General features: G+C 71.8%; 22 protein-coding genes and 1 pseudogene. 20 read left to right on the top strand and 3 right to left on the bottom strand.

Annotation, left to right across the window (positions count from 1 at the left end; translation table 11 throughout):
* The first annotated feature begins 150 nt into the window (after nucleotides 1-150).
* Entirely contained in the window at nucleotides 151-387 is a 237-nt protein-coding gene (locus tag ABFX51_RS19935; protein WP_091507623.1) for a PTS sugar transporter subunit IIB, read from the top strand.
* On the top strand, nucleotides 384-836 hold the full coding sequence (locus ABFX51_RS19930; protein ID WP_346054514.1) for a PTS sugar transporter subunit IIA: 453 nt from the start codon (nucleotides 384-386) through the stop codon (nucleotides 834-836). Before ABFX51_RS19935 ends, ABFX51_RS19930 begins: the two co-directional genes overlap by 4 nt.
* On the opposite strand, the gene ABFX51_RS19925 is transcribed toward ABFX51_RS19930, so the two are convergent.
* Nucleotides 833-1276, bottom strand: a complete 444-nt coding sequence (locus tag ABFX51_RS19925) for a QcrA and Rieske domain-containing protein (RefSeq protein ID WP_346054513.1) — start codon at nucleotides 1274-1276, stop codon at nucleotides 833-835. The two genes, ABFX51_RS19930 and ABFX51_RS19925, sit on opposite strands and share 4 nt — an antisense overlap.
* A gap of 115 nt (nucleotides 1277-1391) precedes the next feature.
* Between ABFX51_RS19925 and ABFX51_RS19920 the strand changes: the two genes are divergently transcribed.
* From ABFX51_RS19920 to ABFX51_RS19875, 10 genes are all read left to right on the top strand, one after another.
* A complete protein-coding gene (locus ABFX51_RS19920; protein ID WP_346054512.1) occupies nucleotides 1392-1778 on the top strand; it encodes a hypothetical protein in 387 nt (128 codons plus the stop codon).
* Nucleotides 1775-2287 carry a sigma-70 family RNA polymerase sigma factor gene (locus ABFX51_RS19915; RefSeq protein WP_091507614.1) on the top strand — a complete coding sequence of 171 codons (513 nt, stop codon included), beginning with the start codon at nucleotides 1775-1777 and terminating at the stop codon, nucleotides 2285-2287. Before ABFX51_RS19920 ends, ABFX51_RS19915 begins: the two co-directional genes overlap by 4 nt.
* On the top strand, nucleotides 2284-2916 hold the full coding sequence (locus tag ABFX51_RS19910; protein ID WP_091507612.1) for an anti-sigma factor family protein: 633 nt from the start codon (nucleotides 2284-2286) through the stop codon (nucleotides 2914-2916). The genes ABFX51_RS19915 and ABFX51_RS19910 overlap by 4 nt, the downstream gene beginning before the upstream one ends.
* Nucleotides 2917-4066: 1150 nt before the next feature.
* On the top strand, nucleotides 4067-4723 hold the full coding sequence (locus tag ABFX51_RS19905; RefSeq protein WP_346054511.1) for a prepilin peptidase: 657 nt from the start codon (nucleotides 4067-4069) through the stop codon (nucleotides 4721-4723).
* A 33-nt stretch (nucleotides 4724-4756) separates the two neighbouring features.
* Entirely contained in the window at nucleotides 4757-5944 is a 1188-nt protein-coding gene (gene aroC, locus ABFX51_RS19900) for a chorismate synthase (protein WP_091507610.1), read from the top strand.
* A complete protein-coding gene (locus ABFX51_RS19895; protein WP_346054553.1) occupies nucleotides 5941-6465 on the top strand; it encodes a shikimate kinase in 525 nt (174 codons plus the stop codon). Before aroC ends, ABFX51_RS19895 begins: the two co-directional genes overlap by 4 nt.
* The gene (aroB, locus tag ABFX51_RS19890) at nucleotides 6462-7571 is read left to right on the top strand and encodes a 3-dehydroquinate synthase (protein WP_346054510.1); all 1110 of its coding nucleotides are present in this window, start codon (nucleotides 6462-6464) and stop codon (nucleotides 7569-7571) included. Before ABFX51_RS19895 ends, aroB begins: the two co-directional genes overlap by 4 nt.
* Before the next feature lie 46 nt (nucleotides 7572-7617).
* Nucleotides 7618-8049: a type II 3-dehydroquinate dehydratase gene (gene aroQ / locus ABFX51_RS19885; RefSeq protein ID WP_346054509.1), complete on the top strand. Its 432-nt coding sequence runs from the start codon at nucleotides 7618-7620 to the stop codon at nucleotides 8047-8049.
* 510 nt (nucleotides 8050-8559) lie between these two features.
* The gene (locus ABFX51_RS19880; protein ID WP_346054508.1) at nucleotides 8560-9477 is read left to right on the top strand and encodes a GNAT family N-acetyltransferase; all 918 of its coding nucleotides are present in this window, start codon (nucleotides 8560-8562) and stop codon (nucleotides 9475-9477) included.
* A gap of 47 nt (nucleotides 9478-9524) precedes the next feature.
* Nucleotides 9525-11027: a glycoside hydrolase family protein gene (locus ABFX51_RS19875; protein ID WP_346054507.1), complete on the top strand. Its 1503-nt coding sequence runs from the start codon at nucleotides 9525-9527 to the stop codon at nucleotides 11025-11027.
* Here the strand turns inward: ABFX51_RS19875 and ABFX51_RS19870 are convergent.
* Nucleotides 10975-11511, bottom strand: coding sequence for a B-4DMT family transporter (locus ABFX51_RS19870; protein WP_346054506.1), 537 nt, complete (start codon nucleotides 11509-11511; stop codon nucleotides 10975-10977). The genes ABFX51_RS19875 and ABFX51_RS19870 overlap by 53 nt on opposite strands.
* 38 nt (nucleotides 11512-11549) lie before the next feature.
* Here ABFX51_RS19870 and ABFX51_RS19865 point away from each other — a divergent pair, with 38 nt between their 5' ends.
* Genes ABFX51_RS19865 through nusB form a run of 3 tightly spaced genes read left to right on the top strand, consistent with a single transcriptional unit; the run spans nucleotide 11550 to nucleotide 13681 of the window.
* A complete protein-coding gene (locus ABFX51_RS19865; RefSeq protein ID WP_346054505.1) occupies nucleotides 11550-12629 on the top strand; it encodes a M24 family metallopeptidase in 1080 nt (359 codons plus the stop codon).
* Nucleotides 12630-12671: 42 nt separating this feature from the next.
* Complete coding sequence (gene efp, locus ABFX51_RS19860; protein WP_091507597.1) at nucleotides 12672-13235, top strand: elongation factor P; 564 nt, start codon at nucleotides 12672-12674, stop codon at nucleotides 13233-13235.
* Nucleotides 13232-13681: a transcription antitermination factor NusB gene (gene nusB / locus ABFX51_RS19855; protein WP_091507595.1), complete on the top strand. Its 450-nt coding sequence runs from the start codon at nucleotides 13232-13234 to the stop codon at nucleotides 13679-13681. Before efp ends, nusB begins: the two co-directional genes overlap by 4 nt.
* A 36-nt stretch (nucleotides 13682-13717) precedes the next feature.
* Here nusB and bldD read toward each other — a convergent pair whose 3' ends face one another.
* A complete protein-coding gene (gene bldD / locus ABFX51_RS19850) occupies nucleotides 13718-14206 on the bottom strand; it encodes a transcriptional regulator BldD (RefSeq protein ID WP_091507593.1) in 489 nt (162 codons plus the stop codon).
* A gap of 244 nt (nucleotides 14207-14450) precedes the next feature.
* Here bldD and pyrR point away from each other — a divergent pair, with 244 nt between their 5' ends.
* From pyrR to carA, 5 genes and pseudogenes are all read left to right on the top strand, one after another.
* The gene (gene pyrR / locus ABFX51_RS19845) at nucleotides 14451-15041 is read left to right on the top strand and encodes a bifunctional pyr operon transcriptional regulator/uracil phosphoribosyltransferase PyrR (RefSeq protein ID WP_091507591.1); all 591 of its coding nucleotides are present in this window, start codon (nucleotides 14451-14453) and stop codon (nucleotides 15039-15041) included.
* The gene (locus tag ABFX51_RS19840) at nucleotides 15038-15967 is read left to right on the top strand and encodes an aspartate carbamoyltransferase catalytic subunit (RefSeq protein ID WP_346054504.1); all 930 of its coding nucleotides are present in this window, start codon (nucleotides 15038-15040) and stop codon (nucleotides 15965-15967) included. The genes pyrR and ABFX51_RS19840 overlap by 4 nt, the downstream gene beginning before the upstream one ends.
* Entirely contained in the window at nucleotides 15964-17256 is a 1293-nt protein-coding gene (locus tag ABFX51_RS19835; RefSeq protein WP_346054503.1) for a dihydroorotase, read from the top strand. The genes ABFX51_RS19840 and ABFX51_RS19835 overlap by 4 nt, the downstream gene beginning before the upstream one ends.
* Entirely contained in the window at nucleotides 17256-17756 is a 501-nt protein-coding gene (locus ABFX51_RS19830) for a PH-like domain-containing protein (RefSeq protein WP_346054502.1), read from the top strand. Before ABFX51_RS19835 ends, ABFX51_RS19830 begins: the two co-directional genes overlap by 1 nt.
* Nucleotides 17753-18871, top strand: a pseudogene (gene carA / locus ABFX51_RS19825) (glutamine-hydrolyzing carbamoyl-phosphate synthase small subunit); the annotation flags it as partial. The gene ABFX51_RS19830 and the pseudogene carA, both read left to right, overlap by 4 nt.
* Nucleotides 18872-18884: the final 13 nt, after the last annotated feature.

Raw genomic sequence — 18884 nt, 5'->3', positions numbered from 1 at the left:
CGGCTTCGTTGCCGGGCTCGCTCCCGGCGCCGAAGATTGGTACGTTCCGGTCTAGACCATTTCTTGATGGGGCAGAATGCTCCGCCTACCGTTGGGGTGTCAACCACCGTTACGGGAACGTGTTCAGCCGACTAGGAGAGGGAGGCCGCCGTGGCCGACGACAGGCCGGAAAAGATTCTCGCGGCGCTCGGAGGCGCCGGGAACGTCATCGACATCGAAGGGTGCATCACGCGGCTGCGCTGCGAACTGCAGGACGGTTCCGTGGTGGACGAGGCGGCGCTCAAGCAGGCCGGTGCCCACGGGGTCATGAAGATGGGATCGGTCGTGCAGGTCGTGGTGGGGCCGGAGGCCGACACGATCGCCGAGGACATCCAGGACCTGCTGTGAGCACGGTCGTCGCGAGCCCGGTGCCGGGCCGTGCGGTGCCGATGAGCGAGGTGCCCGACCCGGTGTTCGCGCAGGCGATGGTCGGGCCGGGGGTGGCCGTGGAGCCCGGGGGCGGGGAGCAGGAGGCGGTGGCGCCGATCGACGGCACCGTGGTCACCCTGCACCCGCACGCGTTCGTCGTCGCGGGGGAGGACGGCAAGGGCGTGCTGGTGCACCTGGGCATCGACACGGTCAAGCAGAAGGGCGAGGGCTTCACCCTGCACGTGGTGAAGGGCGAGTCCGTGCGGGCGGGGCAGCCGCTGATCCGGTGGAACCCGGACGCGGTGCGGGCCGCCGGCTACTCGCCGGTGGTGCCGGTGGTCGCGCTCGACGCGCCGGCGGACCGGCTTTCGGAGCTGCTCACCGACGGCCCCGTGGCCGCCGGTGAGCAGCTGTTCGTCTGGGGCTAGGCGGTCACGACGTTGCTGCCGTCGACCTTCACGGGGATGGACGGCAGCGGCGTCGAGGCCGGGCCCTTTTCGACGGCGCCGGTCAGCGCGTTGAACACCGAGCCGTGGCAGGGGCAGCTGAGCTTGCCGCCGTCGGGGTTGACGGTGCAGCCCTGGTGCGTGCAGATGGCGCTGAAGCACGCCGCGGTCGTCTCGGTCGGCCGGGCGACGATGGCCTGCTGGCCGTTGACCTGCACGGATTTGCACTGCCCGACCGGGATGTCGGCGAGCGCCGCGACGGTCGTGCCCGACGGCGCGGGCGCGGGTGCGGCGCCCCCGGATGAGCCGGACGAGCCGGAGTCGGTGCCGCAGGCCGTGAGCGCGACCGCACCGGCCGCAGCGCCGGCCACGGCGACTCCGGTGGTCAGGACGGTACGACGGGTGGGTGTGTCAGCAGTCATGCCCTTTTTCACGGGATGGCCGCCGATCCGGTTCAAAGTTGTTGCACATTGAACCGGATCGGGGGTCGTCTCGTGGAACGGTTGTAGGTTTGCCGTCGAGGGAAGGGGTGCGGCCATGGTGGCGTGGGTGCTGCGGGTCCTGGTGGTGCTGGGGCTGCTCGGCTCGGCCTGGGTGCACTACGACCTGTACGCGAACGAGGGGTTCGCCGACATCGACACGATCGGCCCGTTGTTCCTGGTGAACGTGATCGCGGGGGTGGCGATCGCGCTCGCGGTGCTGCTGTGGCACCACTGGCTGCCGGTGCTGGCGGCCGTCGGCTTCGGCGCGGTCACGCTGGCCGCGTACCTGGTGTCGCTGACGCCGGGCGGGTTGTTCGGGGTGCACGAGCAGTTCGTGATGCAGTCGGAGATCTGGGGTGTGGTGACCGAGGCGGGCTGCGTGGTGTTCGGGGCTGCGCTGCTGTTCGCGCAGACGCGGACGCGGCAGGCCGTCCGCGTATGAAGGAGGGTGCGGAAGACCAGTTGATGCGCGCGCTGCACGACGAGCACGCGGCGGCGCTGTGGTCCTACGCGCTCAGGCTGACGAACGGTGACCGCGCCCTCGCCGAGGACGTGGTGCAGGAGACGCTGCTGCGGGCGTGGAAGCACCCGAAGGTGCTGGACCAGACGCAGGGCTCGGCGCGGGCGTGGCTGTTCACGGTGGCCCGCCGGATCGCGATCGACGGGTGGCGTTCGGCGGCGTCGCGGTCCGAGGTGAGCACGGACGCGCCGCCGGAGCTGGCGCTGCCGGACGGGACCGAGCGCGCGCTGCAGGGCTGGCTGGTGGCGGAGGCGGTGCGCGAGCTGTCCGACGCGCACCGCGAGGTGCTGGGATTGTGCTACTTCCAGGGGTTTTCGGTGGCTGAGGCGGCGGAGCGGCTGGGGGTCGCGCCCGGGACGGTGAAGTCGCGGACGCACTACGCGTTGCGGGCGTTGAGGCTCGCGTTGGAGGAGAGGGGGGTGACCCGGTGAGCCGGCCTGCGGACGAGTTCGAGACCTATGACGCGGCGTACGTCCTCGGCGCGCTGTCCCCCGAGGACCGGGCTGCCTTCGAGGCGCACCTGAAGGACTGCGCGGAGTGCGCGCGGTCGGTGCAGGAACTGGCGGGGTTGCCGGGGCTGTTGGCCCAGGTCGGCCCGGAGATGGTGGAGCCGCCCGAGCCGCCGCCCGGTGTGTTGCCGTCGATGCTGGGCGCCGTGCGCAAGGCCCGGAGGCGGCGCACGCTGACGACCACGGTGGTCGGGGTGGCCGCGGCTGCCGCGGTGGTGGCGGCGGTGTTCGTCCCGCAGGCCGCCGGGCCTGCCGGGACCGCCATGACTCCACTGGTGTCGGCCCCCGTTCAGGCGACGGCCGCGGTGGCCGCCGTGTCGGGCGGTTCGCGGGTGGACATGTCGTGCCAGTACAAGGGGGCGGAGTACGGGGCGGACTACCGCCTGGTCGCCCTCAGGGCGGACGGGACCGAGACGGATCTGGCCAGCTGGTGGGCGGACCCGGACCACACGGCGAAGATCACCCTGGACACGGCGATGTCCCCGGACGACATCCAGGCCCTGGAGATCCGCACAGCATCGGGGACGCCGGTGCTGCGCTGGCAGCCCTGAGGCTGCGCCCCCGGCGGCTTTTGCCTGGGGGACGGTTTCGGTGGGTCGTCGGCTTTGCTGAGCGGCGGCTTTGCTGGGACGGCTTCGCTGGGCGGCGTGCTTCTCCCGCGTGTGTCTTCGGTGGGTGGCTTCACGGGGCATCATTGCCGTTCCGCTCGGACTCAGGTCTGAGGCAGTCGGTGCCGTGGTCCCCCTACGGTCCCTGCTCCATTTCCTGCTCGGGGCGATGTCGGCTGTCCGTACCGATATCCCGCTCCATATTTCAGTTTTCCCTGAGTCTCGCTATTCATTTTATCTACCCGGCCCGGCCGTTCATGAGATGAATTCCGCGCGCCAGTTCGCGGTGACACTATTTTCCGCCCGTTACCGCTGTGGGACCACGTCGACGTGCCTACTTTCCCCATCCGGCGCAGGCACCGCCCAGTCCGACTCCGATCATCGCGCGAACCACTACCCCGGCCATGCCACCAATCGCATGTGACCGCCTCATTCCGGCTCACTTGGTCACCGAGCGAGCTACCACCGACCACGCCGCCCCTTCTTCCGCCGAAACCAAACCGGGTCTCGGACACTTCGGCGGAATCCTTCCCGCACGCGGCTTCCTTCTGACCCATCGCCATTGCTTGGACTCGGCTCCCCAGTCACCTTGGCCGTTCGATCGCCACGCCCACCCCTACCGTTTGATAGCCCCGCTTTCCGGCTTGCGCGACCCCCGACCCCCCGGCCGCCCAGTCCTCCCGCCAACCCTGGCCGCCCAATCCCCCTGCACACCCGTCTCGTTCGATCCGCGCTCACGGTGGCCGTTCGCTCAACCGCCCACCCCGTCCTGATCACACCACCGGTCGTGCACCCCATCGCCCTACCTGACCCCCACCCGCGCTTCCACCCGCCCCACCCCTCGCCTCCACCCACTCCACCCCTCGCCTCCACCCACTCCACCCCTCGCCTCCACCCGCTCCGCCCCAAACCCGCTGCCCCATCCGCTCTACCTCCGCCCCCAACCGCAAACCGCCCACCGGCACCACAATTCGCACCGCAACTCGACCCCAATTCACCCGACCGAAGGAATTCCTCCGAATTTCCGCACGAGTGGTCCATTCGTAAAAACTCTTCCTTGCCGAATACCGCCCGCCCCGGGAAAAGTAGAGGCATGACCAACGCACTCCACCCCGTTCTCGCCATCCTCCTCACCGCCGCGTTCGCCGGAGCGGGCGCCACGCTCGCGATGCTCGCGTCAGTCGTCCTCGCCCGGGCCCGGGCACCCGCCCCGGTTCCGACGCTTCCCGTCGCCATTGGCACGGCCGTCCTGTGGTCGTTCGCGGGCTGGCGGTGGCTTTCGGGCGCCTGGCCCGGCTGGTGGCTGCCGGTGCCGCTCGCTCTTGCGACCTTCGCGGTCCCGCTGGCGGCCGCCGATCTGCGGCACCGCCGCCTGCCTGACGCGCTCACGTTGCCCGCGTACCCAGCCCTCGCGACCGCGCTCGTGACAGCGGCGGCAGCCGGTCCCGGCCCGCCGCTGGCGATTCGAGCGGCCACTGCCGCTGTCCTCTTCGGCGGCGCACACATGCTGGTGCACGCGTTGTCCCAGCGCTCATTGGGCGCGGGCGACGTGAAGCTCGCAGGTGTCCTCGGCGCGGTGGCGGGCGCCGTGCACTGGATGGCGCTCGTCCTGGCGGCCGCACTCGCGTCGGTGGTCACGGTGGTGCTCGCGCTGGTCCGACATTGGAGGCGCGGAGTACCGCACGGGCCCGGCATGCTCGCCGCGACCTGGCTGGTCGCGGTGTTCCCGGGAACAGGTATGGGCACTTGAGTCCCGCAGGGTGGGACGTGACAGGATCGTGAGGTGTTGCGCTGGATAACCGCAGGTGAATCGCACGGGCCCGCGCTGGCCGCCGTGCTGGAAGGGATGGTGGCCGGAGTCGAGGTCACCACCGCCGAAGTGAGCGAGCAGCTCGCCCGCCGGCGGCTCGGGTTCGGCCGCAGCCCGCGCATGGGCTTCGAAACCGACCACATCGAGTTCCTCGGCGGTGTCCGGCATGGCGTGACCCAGGGCGGCCCCATCGCGGTGCACATCGAAAACGCGGAATGGCCCAAATGGGAAAAGGTCATGGCCGCCGACCCGGTCGATCCGGCCGAGCTCGCCGGTCTCGCCCGCAACGAGCCGCTGACGCGGCCCCGGCCCGGGCACGCGGACCTGCCTGGCATGCAGAAGTACGGCTTCGACGAGGCCCGGCCCGTGCTCGAGCGGGCCAGCGCGCGGGAAACCGCGTCCCGCACAGCACTCGGCACGGTGGCGCGCGCGTTCCTGCGTCAGCTGCTCGGTGTGGAGATCATCAGCCACGTGATCTCGATCGGCGGTGCCGAGGCGCCGGAAGGTCCGCTGCCCGGTCCGGGAGACCTCGCCGCCATCGACGAGAGCCCGGTGCGTGCCTTCGGTCAGGAGGCCACGGACCGGATGGTCGCCGAAGTCGACGCCGTGCGGAAGGCGGGGGACACCGTCGGCGGCGTGATCGAGGTGATCGCCTACGGGCTGCCGCCGGGGCTCGGTTCCCACGTGCACTGGGACCGCCGGCTGGACGCGCGGCTCGCGGGTGCGCTGATGGGCGTGCAGGCGATGAAGGGCGTCGAGGTCGGCGACGGCTTCACCACGGCTCGCCGCTGGGGCAGCCAGGCGCACGACGAGATCGACCCGGGCTCCGGGCCGGTCGGCGTCACGCGCCGGTCGAACCGTGCGGGTGGACTGGAAGGCGGCATCACCAACGGGGAACCGCTGCGGGTGCGCGTCGCGATGAAGCCGATTTCGACCGTGCCGAAGGCGCTGTCCACTGTGGACGTCACGACCGGTGAGCCCGCGGTGGCCATCCACCAGCGGTCCGATGTCTGTGCGGTGCCGCGGGCCGGGGTCGTGCTGGAGTCGGTGGCTGCGCTCGTCCTGGCCGACGCGGCGTTGGAGAAGTTCGGTGGTGACTCGCTCGCCGAAACCAAGCGCAACGCCGAGGGCTACCTCAAGGCGCTGGAGGAACGGTGGTGAAGCCGTGCGTCGTGGTCGTCGGGCCGCCCGGATCCGGTAAGAGCACGGTCGGCCCGTTGCTGGCCGCGGAACTCGGTGTTCCGTTCCGCGACACCGACGACGACATCGTCGCCCGCACGGGGCGTTCGATCGCGGACATCTTCGCGACCGACGGCGAGCCGGCGTTCCGCGAACTGGAGGAGGCGGTGGTCGCCGAGGCGCTCGCCGAGCACGACGGCGTGCTGTCCGTCGGCGGCGGGGCCGTCCTGGCCGCCGCCACGCAGGAGCGGCTGAAAGGCCATCCCGTGGTGTTCCTGAAGGTCGGCTTCGCCACCGGCGTGCAGCGCGTCGGGCTGTCGACGGCCCGGCCGCTCCTCGCCGGGGTGAACCCGCGCGCGACATACCGCAGCCTCCTCGAAGCGAGGCTGCCGGTGTACCGCGCGGTCGCCACGATCGAGGTCGACACCGACGACCGCACGCCCGAGGAGATCGTGTCCGCCATCGCGACACGGCTGACCGACGAACTGGAGAAGACGCAGTGACCGAGCCGGTGCGCATCCGGGTCGAGACCAGCCACCCCTACGACGTCGTGATCGGCAAGGGGCTGCTGGGCGAACTGACCGACGTCCTGCGCGACGCGTCGAAGGTCGCGCTGGTCCACCCGCCCACGCTGACCGCCACGGCCGAGGCCATCCGCGAGGAACTCGTGGAGGCGGGCCTGGACGCGCACCGCGTCGAAATCCCCGACGCGGAGGACGGCAAGGCGCTGAGCGTCGCGAGCTTCTGCTGGGAGGTGCTCGGGCGGATCGGGCTCGACCGGCGTGGCGTGGTCGTGGGCCTCGGTGGCGGCGCCGTCACCGACCTCGCCGGGTTCGTGGCGGGGACGTGGATGAGGGGCGTGCGGCTCGTCAACGTGCCGACCACGCTGCTCGGCATGGTGGACGCCGCGGTCGGCGGCAAGACCGGCATCAACACCGAGGCCGGCAAGAACCTCGTCGGCGTGTTCCACGAGCCGGCCGCGGTGCTCGCCGACCTGGCGACCCTGGAAAGCCTGCCGCCCAACGAACTCGTCGCCGGCATGGCGGAGGTCGTGAAGGCCGGGTTCATCGCCGACCCGGTGATCCTCGACCTGATCGAGGCCGATCCGGCCGCGGCCGTGGACCCGCAGGGCGAGGTGCTCGGCGAACTGGTCCGCCGCTCGATCCAGGTCAAGGCCGACGTCGTCGCCGCCGACCTGCGTGAGTCCGACCTGCGCGAGATCCTCAACTACGGCCACACCCTCGGCCACGCCATCGAGCGTCGCGAACGGTACCGCTGGCGGCACGGCGCCGCTGTCAGCGTCGGCCTCGTCTTCGCGGCCGAGCTGGCTCGGCTCGCCGGACGTCTCGATGACGCCACCGCCGAGCGGCACGCCGCCGTGCTGAAGCTGCTCGGCCTGCCCACCACCTACGACCCGGACGCGCTACCGCAACTGCTGGAAACCATGCGTGGCGACAAGAAGACGCGGTCCGGCGTGCTGCGGTTCGTCGTGCTCGACGGGCTCGCCAAACCCGGACGCCTCGAAGGCCCGGACCCCGCCTTGCTGGCCGCCGCGTACTCGGCGATCGCCAGGGACAAGCCCGCTGAGGGCGGGAGCGTGCTGCTGTGAACCCGGCGCCCGGAGCCGGGGGATGTGACGAGGGGAGCGCAACGCGGTGAAGGTCTTCGTCCTCAATGGACCGAACCTGGGGCGGCTCGGCAAGCGGGAACCGTCGGTCTATGGTTCGACCACGCACGCGGACCTGGCCGAACTCTGCGTGAAGACCGGCGGAGAACTCGGCCTGGACGTCGAAGTGCGGCAGACGGACCACGAGGGTGAGATGGTCGGCTGGTTGCACGAGGCGGCAGACGGCGGTTTCCCCGTGGTGCTCAACGCCGGGGCCTGGACGCACTACTCGATCGCCGTCCGCGACGCCGCCGCCCAGCTGACCGCGCCGCTCATCGAGCTGCACATCTCCAACGTGCACAAGCGCGAGGAGTTCCGGCACCACAGCGTGCTTTCCGACATCGCCACGGCGGTCATCGCCGGTCTCGGCGTGCCCGGTTACCCCCTGGCGCTGCGCTGGCTCGCCGAAAACGCCCGCTGACGACCACTGCCCGGAAGTCGCGGGGCGACTGGAGCCGCGGAAGGCATCGCGCGAGCACCCGGCCGCGCCGCGTGCGCGGCAACGATGGAACCGGCCCGCGATGCGGCGGTGCGCGAGGGGTCTTTTGCGGCCCTGGTGCGGCGACGATGGGGCCGATCGCACGGCGCGGCGGCGAGATGAGCCCGCGGGTGCGGCAACGGTGGGACCAATCACCGGCACGGAACGACAGGACCGGCGCCACGGGACCCGCCCGCGGCACGGGCCCGACAGGACCAACCGGCGGTGCGGCGACGACAGGACCGACACCGCGGCGCGGCGACGACAGGGCCGACACCGCAGCGCGGCAAAGGCGGGAACAGCCTGCGACGCGACAACAGGACCAACCGGCGGCGCGGGACCGGCACGCCCACCACAACCCCGCCCGAGAGCAACCACCCACACCCGCCCGAGAACGACAACCGACCCCCCTCGAGAAGAACAACCCACATCCACCCGAGCAGCGAGGTGAGCATGAAAGTCCCCGTGCTGCGGACCCCTCGGCTCACCCTGCGGGGCCTCCGGCCAACCGACACCGAGGCGATCCTGCGGATCTTCGCCGATCCCGGGCAGAGCCGCTACCTTGCCGTCGACTACAGCGATCCTGAGCGCTGCCGCGAGATGGTCGGGCGCCGGCTCGCGTATGACGGGCCGGACGGGCTGGGGCACTGGGTGATCGAGCACAACGGCCACGTCATCGGGCTCGCGCACCTGCGGCCCTCCAGCGACCTGCCTCCGGGCACGGCCGAGATCGGCTACTTCCTCGACCCCGCGCACGGCGGAGAGGGCTTCGCTACCGAGGCCGCCGCCGCGTTGCTCGACCACGGGCTCCGCACCATCGGCGTCAGCGCCGTCTGGGCGCTCGTCCACGAAGCCAACACCGCCAGCCGCAGGCTCGTCGAGCGGCTCGGGCTCCAGGACGTCGGCGGCGAGGAACACTACGGCGGCCCCCACCGCGTCTACATCGCGCTTCCCGGCCACCACGGCCACCTGCACCACGTCGAGCTGTGGGTGCCCGACCTCGCCCGCGCCGAAGCCAGCCTGGGGTGGCTCCTCACCGAACTGGGCTGGCACGAGTTCCAGCGCTGGCCCGCCGGAATCAGCTGGAAACAAGGCCCCACGTACGTCGTCGTCGAGGTGTCGCCCGCGCTCACCGCTTCCGAGCACGACCGCTGCCGGCCCGGGCTGAACCACCTCGCCCTGCACGCCGGCTCACCACACCGCGTGGACGAACTCGCCCGCGAGGCCGGGCGGCACGGCTGGCGCCCGCTGTTCCCCGACCGGTACCCGCACGCGGGCGGGCCGGACCACTATGCGGCCTATCTGGAAAACGCGGACGGTTTCGAGGTGGAACTCGTCGCAGAGCGGCCTGGCGTCACCCAGGAGGGTTAACGACCTCCTACACTGACGCAGCTACCGACGGAAGGTCACCACCGAACATGCGCGGGTTCCGACAGCGGCTCACCGCTGCCCTCCTGGCGATCGTGCTGGGCACGGCGACCGCCGCCTGCACACCCGGCAACGCGCAGACCCAGGCCGAGGGCGACGGCGGCCTCGGCGGCTCCCCGGCGAACGGCCACGCCAAACCCGCCCAGGTCTCGCTCACCACCACCGGCAATCGCGAAAGCGCCGGTGTCGTCGCGGCGGGCGGCCCCGGCGCGCCCTACAACTACGGCCCCACCGTCATGCTCGACGGCGGCACGACCCGCATGTGGTGGTGCAGCCAGTATCCGACCGCGCCGCCTCCGGGCGACGACATCCTCTACGCGGAGTCACCCTCCCCCGACGGTCCCTTCACCGGGCCGGGTGGCGCCGTTCCGCCCGCCGTGTTGTCCGGCAACCCCGGGCAGTTCGACGGAGCGCACACGTGCGATCCCTCGGTGATCCGCGTCGACGGGACGTACTACCTCTACTACACGGGCGCGGCGGGCGATCACGCGCTCGGCAACGCCATCGGCCTCGCCACCAGCACCGACGGCCTGACCTGGACCCGCCGGCCCGGCCCGGTCGTCGGCCCGTCCCACGACGTCCACCGCGACAACCTCTACGGCGCGGGGCAGCCCTCGGCCGTCTACCTCGACGGCTGGTTCTACCTCATGTTCACCGACACCACGGGCCGCGCCGCGGGCTGGAACGGGGCCGGGCAGTTCGTGCTGCGCGCCAAGGACCCCGCCTTCAGCAGCGGGGTGGAAGCCTTGACCGACAAGGGTTTCGCCGCGGTGCCCGGAACCGGCGCACCTCGCACCGCCTCCGTGGTCGACGCCTTCAGCGCCGACCTCGAATGGGTCGACGGCCTCGACGCGTTCGCCATCGCCCACGAAACCGACGGCGGCACGAGCGTGACCTTCTGGAACCGCGACTTCACCGCCCACCCGTACCGGGACGTGCTGCTTCCCGGGCCGTGGCGCGAAGGGCCGGGCCTGGTCCGCAGGCCCGACGGGCACGCGCCGGCGTCCACTTCGGACCCGTGTGGCCGCATCCCGTTCGACGTCGTGCGCGCGACCAGCCTCGGCGAGGCGAACGCGCCCACCGACCTGCGGCACTACGGGCTCGACGTCACCGGCGTCAACGCGTGCGCGACCCCGCAGCGTGCCCTCGGCGTGCTCGACGGGTTCGCGATGCCGTCACCGGTGCGGACCATGGACCTCGTCTCGGACGGGAAGCTCGTCCGCGTCGACCGGCGGTCCGTCGCCGTCCAGCTGGCTACGCACGTGCTCGACGAGCGCCTGCCCGCGCTCGACCAGGTCCGGCCCGCCGCGCACCTCGCGACCGGCGCCCGCGCGATCCAGGCCGCCGGGCTGGGACTGGGTTTCCTGCTCGACGACGGCAACCTGTGGCCCGTGCAGCCCGGCACGGTCGCGCAGCTCAACGGCTCGCCGGTCGAAACGGTCAGCGCCGCCGAGTGGCGCGCCCACCCGCAGGCCGGGCCGCTCGGCCGCTGACCGACGACGCGCCGCGCGGTGTGGGAGACGGCGTGCGACGCCGCCGCGGCGTGGGGGAGGGGCGTTCCTCCTCCGGCTCTGCTTCCTCAGGCTGTGACTTGTTCAGCCGGGCGCCCACGAGCAGACCGAGCCCGGCGGGGATCAGCACGAGCAAGGCGGTGAACGCCGCGCCGCCGGTGAGCGCGGGCCGCAGTTCGGCCGTACCCGCCTGGTCGACGAGGATCCCGCGGCCGATCACGTACAGCACGCCGGAGCCCCAGCCCGCGACGAGCGAGGCGAGGAGCCACGTGCGCCCGGCGTCCTCCCGCCGCAGCCACGCGTCGAGCGCGCCCCACAGCGCCGCCGCGCCGACGAGCAGCGCGATCACGACGATCCGGACCGTCAGCAGGCCCGTGGGGTGGTACACCGCCGCCTTCGCCAGCGCCGTGTCCGCGATGCCGTGCAGCACCGCCATCCCGAGTCCTCGCGTCAACCAGGGCCGCATCGTGTCACTGTAAGGCAACCCGTCAGTAAGGTGAGGGCGTGCCCGATCTCCATGCCGCCCGCCGGGACGCGCTGCGTGCGCTGGTCCGCCAGGCCGGGGCCGACGCCCTGCTCGTCACCGACCTGCTGAACATCCGCTACCTCACCGGGTTCACCGGGTCGAACGCCGCGCTGCTGCTGCACGCCGACGGCGAGCCGAAGACCCTGTTCTGCACCGACGGCCGCTACGTCACGCAGGCCGCCGCCGAGGTGCCGGACCTCGAGCACGTGATCGACCGGGACAGCGCCGCGGCGCTCGTCAAACGCGGCTCGGGGCGGACGGGCTTCGAGAGCCAGCACGTGAGCGTCGAGCAGTACGAGGTCCTCGCCTCGGCCTCGGCGGAGGTGGACCTCGTGCGCGCCCCGGGTCTGGTCGAGCGGCTGCGGCTGGTCAAGGACGAGCACGAGATCGAAGCCGTGCGCCGCGCCTGCGCCGCCGCCGACGCCGCCCTCGCCGAGCTGCTGGAGCGCGGCGGGATCCGGCCCGGCCGCACCGAACGGGAGGTCGCGCGGGACCTCGAGAACCTGATGCTGGACCACGGTTCGTCGGCGCCGTCGTTCGACTCGATCGTCGCCACGGGAGTCAACTCCGCGATCCCGCACCACCGGCCGACCGACGCGGTGCTGAGGCAGGGCGACTTCCTCAAGCTCGACTTCGGCGCGACCGTCGACGGCTACCACTCCGACATGACCAGGACGCTGGTGCTCGGCAAGGCGGCGGACTGGCAACGCGAGCTGTACGAGCTGGTGCGGCAGGCGCAGGAAGCGGGCCGGAAAGCGGTCCTGCCGGGTGCCCGCACGGTCGACGTCGACCGCGCCGCCCGTGCCGTGATCGAGAGCGCCGGGCACGGCGAGGAGTTCTCCCACGGCCTCGGGCACGGGGTGGGACTGGAGATTCACGAGGCACCCAGTCTGGCGAAGAAGGGCGACGGTACACTGTCCGTCGGTATGACGGTCACCGTCGAGCCCGGTGTCTACCTCGCCGGCCGTGGTGGCGTCCGCATCGAGGACACGCTGGTCGTGCGGGACGAGGCTCCCGAACTCCTCACCCTGAGCAGCAAGGAACTCGTGGTCGTCTAGCGCGGCCGCGCCACAGAACACAACAGGAGAACTGGACTACCCGTGGCCACCACCAACGACCTGAAGAACGGCCTGGTGCTCAACCTCGACGGCCAGCTCTGGTCCGTCGTGAACTTCCAGCACGTCAAGCCGGGCAAGGGCGGCGCGTTCGTGCGCACCACCCTCAAGCACGTGCTGTCCGGCAAGGTGGTGGACAAGACGTTCAACGCCGGCACCAAGGTGGAGACCGCGACGGTCGACCGCCGGAACATGACGTACCTGTACAACGACGGCGCCGACTTCGTGTTCATGGACGGCGAGACGTACGACCAGATCACGGTCCCGCGCGAGGTCGTCGGCGACGCGGCGAACTACCTGCTGGAGAACACCGAGGTCCAGGTCGCCGTGCACGAGGGCGCGCCGCTGTACGTCGAGCTGCCCACGTCGGTCGAGCTGGTCATCCAGCACACCGACCCCGGCCTGCAGGGGGACCGCTCCACCGGTGGCACCAAGCCGGCGACGCTGGAGACCGGCGCCGAGATCCAGGTGCCGCTGTTCGTCACCACCGGCGAGAAGGTCAAGGTGGACACCCGCGACGGCCGGTACCTGGGCAGGGTCTCGTCTTGAGTTCCCCGGTATCGCGGCGCGGCGGCTCTCCGAGCCGCCGCGCTTTGCGCAGGCGTGCCGTCGAAATGCTCTACGAGGCCGCTCAGCGTTCCCTCGACCCGGTGACGCTGCTGGCGGACCGGGTCGGCTCGCCCGAGGTGGATCCGGTCGGGGACTACACGATTTCCCTCGTCGAGGGCGTGACGAAGCACCGCGAGCGCATCGACGAGCTGCTCGCGGAACACGCGCAGGGCTGGACGCTCGACCGCATGCCCCCGGTCGACCTCGCCGTGCTGCGCGTGGGTGTCTACGAGCTGCTGTGGTCGGCGGACGTGCCGGACCCGGTCGCGATCGACGAGGCCGTCGGCCTGGCGAAGGAGCTGTCGACCGACGACTCGCCCCGCTTCGTCAACGGCGTGCTGGGGCGCATCGGCAACATCGCGGACCGGCTTCGCGCGGTGCTCTGAGGCGCCCGCGGGGGTCCGGCGGGCGCCGGGGGAGGATCAGTCCTCCTTGGCGGGCCGGGCCTCCGGCGGGAGCACGCCCCACTCGATGAGCTGCTCGGTCAGCTCGCCGGGGGTCATGTCGTAGATGATCGCCAGCGACCGCAGGTCCTCGGTGCGGATCGAGAGCACCTTGCCGTTGTAGTCGCCGCGCTGGCTCTGGATCGTCGCGGCGTAGCGGGCGAGCGGGCCGACCTTCTCGGCGGGCAGCTGCTGCAGGCGCTCCAGGTTGATGACGATCTTGGTGGCCGGCTCGGCGCCCGACGGGACGCGGCCCTCGGGCAGCAGCTCGACCACGGGTACGCCGTAGAAGTCGGCCAGCTCGGCCAGCTTCTGGACGGTCACCGCCCGGTCCCCGCGCTCGTAGGACCCGACCACGACCGCCTTCCAGCGGCCGCCGGACTTCTGCTCCACCCCGTGCAGGGACAACCCCTGCTGCTGGCGGATCCCGCGGAGCTTGGCCCCAAGCGCCTTGGCGTAATCGCCCATCTGGTGGTTCTCCGTTTCCTCGCCCAGCCGGTCGGGAGGACCGCCGTGGGACTGCTGCGCTGAATACTCAGAGTAATGGTTACGCATTGTCGTCACCAGGTCAAGCAATTGCTGTCCCTGGAGGGGGCATACCTGCGGGGCGCCCGCCTGGGCCGACTTGTTATGGTTGCCGGAGATCTCCTGGCCAAACAGCAGATCGACGTCCTTTAAGGACCCGTCCCGTGAGGCGGGGAAGGAGTCAGCCGTGGCGTCACGCCCTCGTGGCGCGGCGGAGCCGGGTGGCGAGCGTGAACTGCTCTCCTCCGGCGATGTCGCGCGCACCATCGCCCGAATGGCCCATCAGGTCATCGAGAAGACCGCGCTGGGTGCCGGACCGGGCCCGCTCCCGGTGCTGCTCGGGATTCCCACCCGGGGCACCTCACTGGCCGGCCGGCTGGCCGGCCGCATCGCCGAGTTCGCCGGTGTGGAACCGCCGACCGGCGCGCTCGACATCACCCTCTACCGCGACGACCTCCGCCGCCGCCCCACGCGGCCGCTGGCCTCGACGCAGCTGCCGGACACCGGGATCGACGACCGCGTCGTGATCCTGGTCGACGACGTGCTGTTCTCCGGGCGCACGGTCCGCGCGGCGCTCGACGCCCTGCGCGACCACGGCCGGCCGCGCGCGGTGCAGCTCGCCGTGCTCGTGGACCGCGGCCACCGCGAGTTCCCGATCCGCGCCGACTACGTGGGCAAGAACGTGCCCACGTCGCGCGCGGAAGAGGTGCTGGTGCTGCTGTCCGAGGTGGACGGGCGCGACGCGGTGGTCCTGCGCGGCAAGGGGGAGACCGAATGAAACACCTGCTGGCCACCGAGGGACTCGACCCCGCCGTGGCGACCGCCGTGCTCGACACGGCCGACGAGCTGAAGAAGACCCTGCTCGGCCGGGAGGTGCGCAAGCTGCCCACGCTGCGCGGCCGCACCGTCATCACCCTCTTCTACGAGAACTCGACCCGGACCAGGGTGTCGTTCGAGATCGCCGGGAAGTGGATGAGCGCCGACGTGATCAACGTCTCGTCGGGCGGCTCCTCGGTGGGCAAGGGCGAGTCCCTGCGCGACACCGCGCTGACGCTGGCGGCCGCCGGTGCCGACTGCGTGATCATCCGCCACCCCGCTTCCGGCGCCGCGCAGCGGCTGTCCGGCTGGCTCGCCGAGGTGGGCACGGCCGTGGTCAACGCGGGCGACGGGATGCACGAGCACCCGACGCAGGCGCTGCTCGACGCGGCGACCCTGCGGGAACGTCTCGGCACGCTGCGGGACCGGCGGATCGCGATCGTCGGGGACGTGCTGCACAGCCGCGTCGCCCGCTCCAACATCCACCTGCTCACCGCGCTCGGCGCCGAGGTCGTGCTGGTCGCGCCGCCGACCCTGCTGCCGGCGGGGGTGGAGAGCCTGCCGGTCACCGTGTCGCACGAGCTCGACGCCGAACTGCCGGGCGTGGACGCGGTGATGATGCTGCGCGTGCAGGCCGAGCGCATGCACGGGGGCTTCTTCCCGTCGGCGCGGGAGTACTCGATCACCTACGGGCTCAGCGAGAAGCGGCTGAAGCTGCTGCCCGAGCACGCCGTCGTGCTGCACCCGGGGCCCATCCTGCGCGGCATGGAGATCGCGTCGGCGGTGGCCGACGCGCCCTCGTCCGCGATCACCGAACAGGTCCGCAACGGGGTGCACGTGCGGATGGCCGTGCTGTACCACCTGCTGGCGGGGGAGGAAGAGAAGTGAGCTTGCTGATCAGGGGCGCCCGGCTCTACGGGGAGGGCGAGCCGGTGGACGTCCTGGTCGCCGACGGCGTCATCGCGGAGATCGGCTCTGTCCAGGCACCCGGAGACGCCGAGGTGGTCGAGGCACGTGGCCAGGTGCTGCTGCCGGGTTTCGTGGACCTGCACACCCACCTGCGGGAGCCGGGCCGCGAGGACGCCGAGACGATCGAGACCGGTTCCGCGGCCGCCGCGCTGGGCGGCTACACCGCCGTCTTCGCCATGGCCAACACCGATCCGGTCGCGGACAACGCCGTCGTCGTCGAGCACGTGTGGCGCCGCGGCCGTGAGACCGGGCTCGTCGACGTGCACCCGGTGGGCGCGGTGACCGTCGGGCTTAAGGGCGAGAAGCTCGCCGAGCTGGGCACGATGGCCAAGTCCGCGGCCGGGGTGCGGATGTTCTCCGACGACGGGCACTGCGTGGCCGACCCGCTGCTGATGCGCCGCGCGCTGGAGTACTCGACGGCGCTGGACGTGGTGATCGCGCAGCACGCCGAGGAGCCGAGGCTGACCGTCGGCGCGCAGGCGCACGAGGGCGAGACCGCCTCGCGGCTGGGCTACGCGGGCTGGCCCGCCTCCGCCGAGGAGTCGATCGTCGCCCGCGACTGCCTGCTCGCCGAGCACGCCAGGGCGCGGCTGCACGTCTGCCACGTCTCGACCAAGGGCACGGCCGACGTGCTGCGCTGGGCAAAAAATCGGCAGAGCACCGGGGTCATCTCGGCCGAGGTCACGCCGCACCACCTGCTGCTCACCGACGAACGGCTGGCCACCTACGACCCGGTGAACAAGGTCAACCCGCCGCTGCGCACCGCGAGCGACGCCGCGCACCTGCGGGCCGCGCTCGCCGAGGGGGTCATCGACTGCGTCGCGACCGACCACGCGCCGCACGCCGTGCAGGACAAGGACTGCGAGTGGGCCGCCGCCCGGCCCGGGATGCTCGGCCTGCAGACGGCGCTGTCGGTGGTCACCGAGACGATGGTCCGCACCGGGCTGCTCGACTGGCGCGGTGTCGCCCGCGTGATGAGCGAGCGGCCCGCCGAGATCGCGGGGCTGGCCGACCAGGGCCGCCCGATCGTCGCCGGGGAACCGGCGAACCTGACGCTCGTCGACCCCGACGCGGAGTGGACGGTGCGGGGCGCCGAGCTGGCGAGCCTCGCCGCGAACACCCCCTACGAGGGCATGCGGCTGCCGGGCGTGGTGACCCTCACGCTGCTGCGCGGGCAGATCACCGCGCGCGAAGGGAAAATTGTCTGATGGAACGTTTCGTCCTGGTGCTCGTCCTGCTGGCCGTCTTCGCGCTCGCCCTGTGGGGCATGCGGGTGGGCTGGCGACGACGAGCCCGCTCGCAGAGCGTTCTGGTCCCGCCGTTCCCGCAGGTCCCTGCCGACCCGGGGGAGCCGCTGCTGGAGGCACCCGGCCTCTACGTCAGCACGACGACGGCGGGCAACTGGCAGGACCGCATCGTGACGCGCGGCATGGGCCTGCGCGGCCGGGCGGTGCTGCGCCGCTACCCGGGCGGGATCGAGGTGGACCGGGCGGGCGCGCCCGGCTTCTGGATCCCGGACGAGGCGGTCACCGGTGTGCGGCGCGGCAGCGCGATCGCCGGGAAGGTGATGGGCAGCGACAGCCTGCTGATCGTCACCTGGCGGCTGGGGGAGGTGGAGCTGGACACCGGGTTCCGCGGCGACGACCACGGCACCTACGACCAGTGGATCGACAGCTTGAGCAACAAGATCGAAGGAGGGGCGCAGTGACGGGGAAGACACCGGCCGCGCTGGTACTGGAGGACGGCCGGGTGTTCCGCGGCTCGGCGTACGGGGCGCAGGGACGGACGCTCGGCGAAGCGGTGTTCTGCACCGGCATGACCGGCTACCAGGAGACCCTGACCGACCCCTCCTACCACCGGCAGATCGTGGTGCAGACCGCGCCGCAGATCGGCAACACCGGCTGGAACGACGAGGACGACGAGTCGGCCCGCATCTGGGTCTCCGGGTACGTGGTCCGCGACCCCGCCCGCACCCCGTCGAACTGGCGCTCGCGCCGCACGCTCGACGAGGAGCTGACGCGGCAGGGCGTGGTGGGCATCGCCGGGGTCGACACCCGCACCCTGACCCGCCACCTGCGGGAGCACGGTGCCATGCGGGCCGGGGTGTTCTCCGGTGACGCGCTCACCGACGAGGCCGCGATGGTCGACCAGGTGCTGGCGAGCCCGCCGATGAAGGGCGCGGACCTCGCGGGCGAGGTCACCACCCCGCAGCCGTACGTGGTGCAGGCGCAGGGCGAGCGGCGGTTCCGCGTCGCCGCGCTGGACCTGGGCATCAAGTCCAACACTCCGCGGCAGATGAGCGCCCGCGGCATCGAGGTGCACGTGCTGCCCGCGGCGAGCACGATCGACGACCTGCTGGCCGTCGAGCCGGACGGGGTGTTCCTGTCCAACGGTCCCGGCGACCCGGAGACGCAGGCGCACGCCATCGCGCTGACCGAGGAGACGCTGCGCCGGGAGATCCCGCTGTTCGGCATCTGCTTCGGCAACCAGATCCTCGGCCGCGCGCTGGGGCTGGGCACGTACAAGATGCGCTACGGCCACCGCGGCATCAACATCCCGGTGATCGACGTGGAGACCGGCAAGGTCGCCATCACCGCGCAGAACCACGGGTTCGCGCTGGAGGGCGAGCCGGGCCAGACCTTCGACTCGCCGTTCGGCACCGCGAAGATCAGCCACTACTGCCCCAACGACGACACGGTGGAGGGCGTCCGCTGCTCGGACGTGCCCGCGTTCTCGGTGCAGTACCACCCCGAGGCGGCGGCGGGCCCGCACGACGCCAACCCGCTGTTCGACGAGTTCGTGACCTTGATGGAGGCCCGCGCGAGGCACAATCGCG

Origin of the sequence: Amycolatopsis dongchuanensis (assembly GCF_039542405.1) — a bacterium.
In the GTDB taxonomy this organism is placed as follows: domain Bacteria; phylum Actinomycetota; class Actinomycetes; order Mycobacteriales; family Pseudonocardiaceae; genus Amycolatopsis_E; species Amycolatopsis_E sacchari.
The sequence above is the reverse complement of the archived record's forward strand: the minus strand, read 5'-3'. Positions and strand labels throughout refer to the sequence as shown.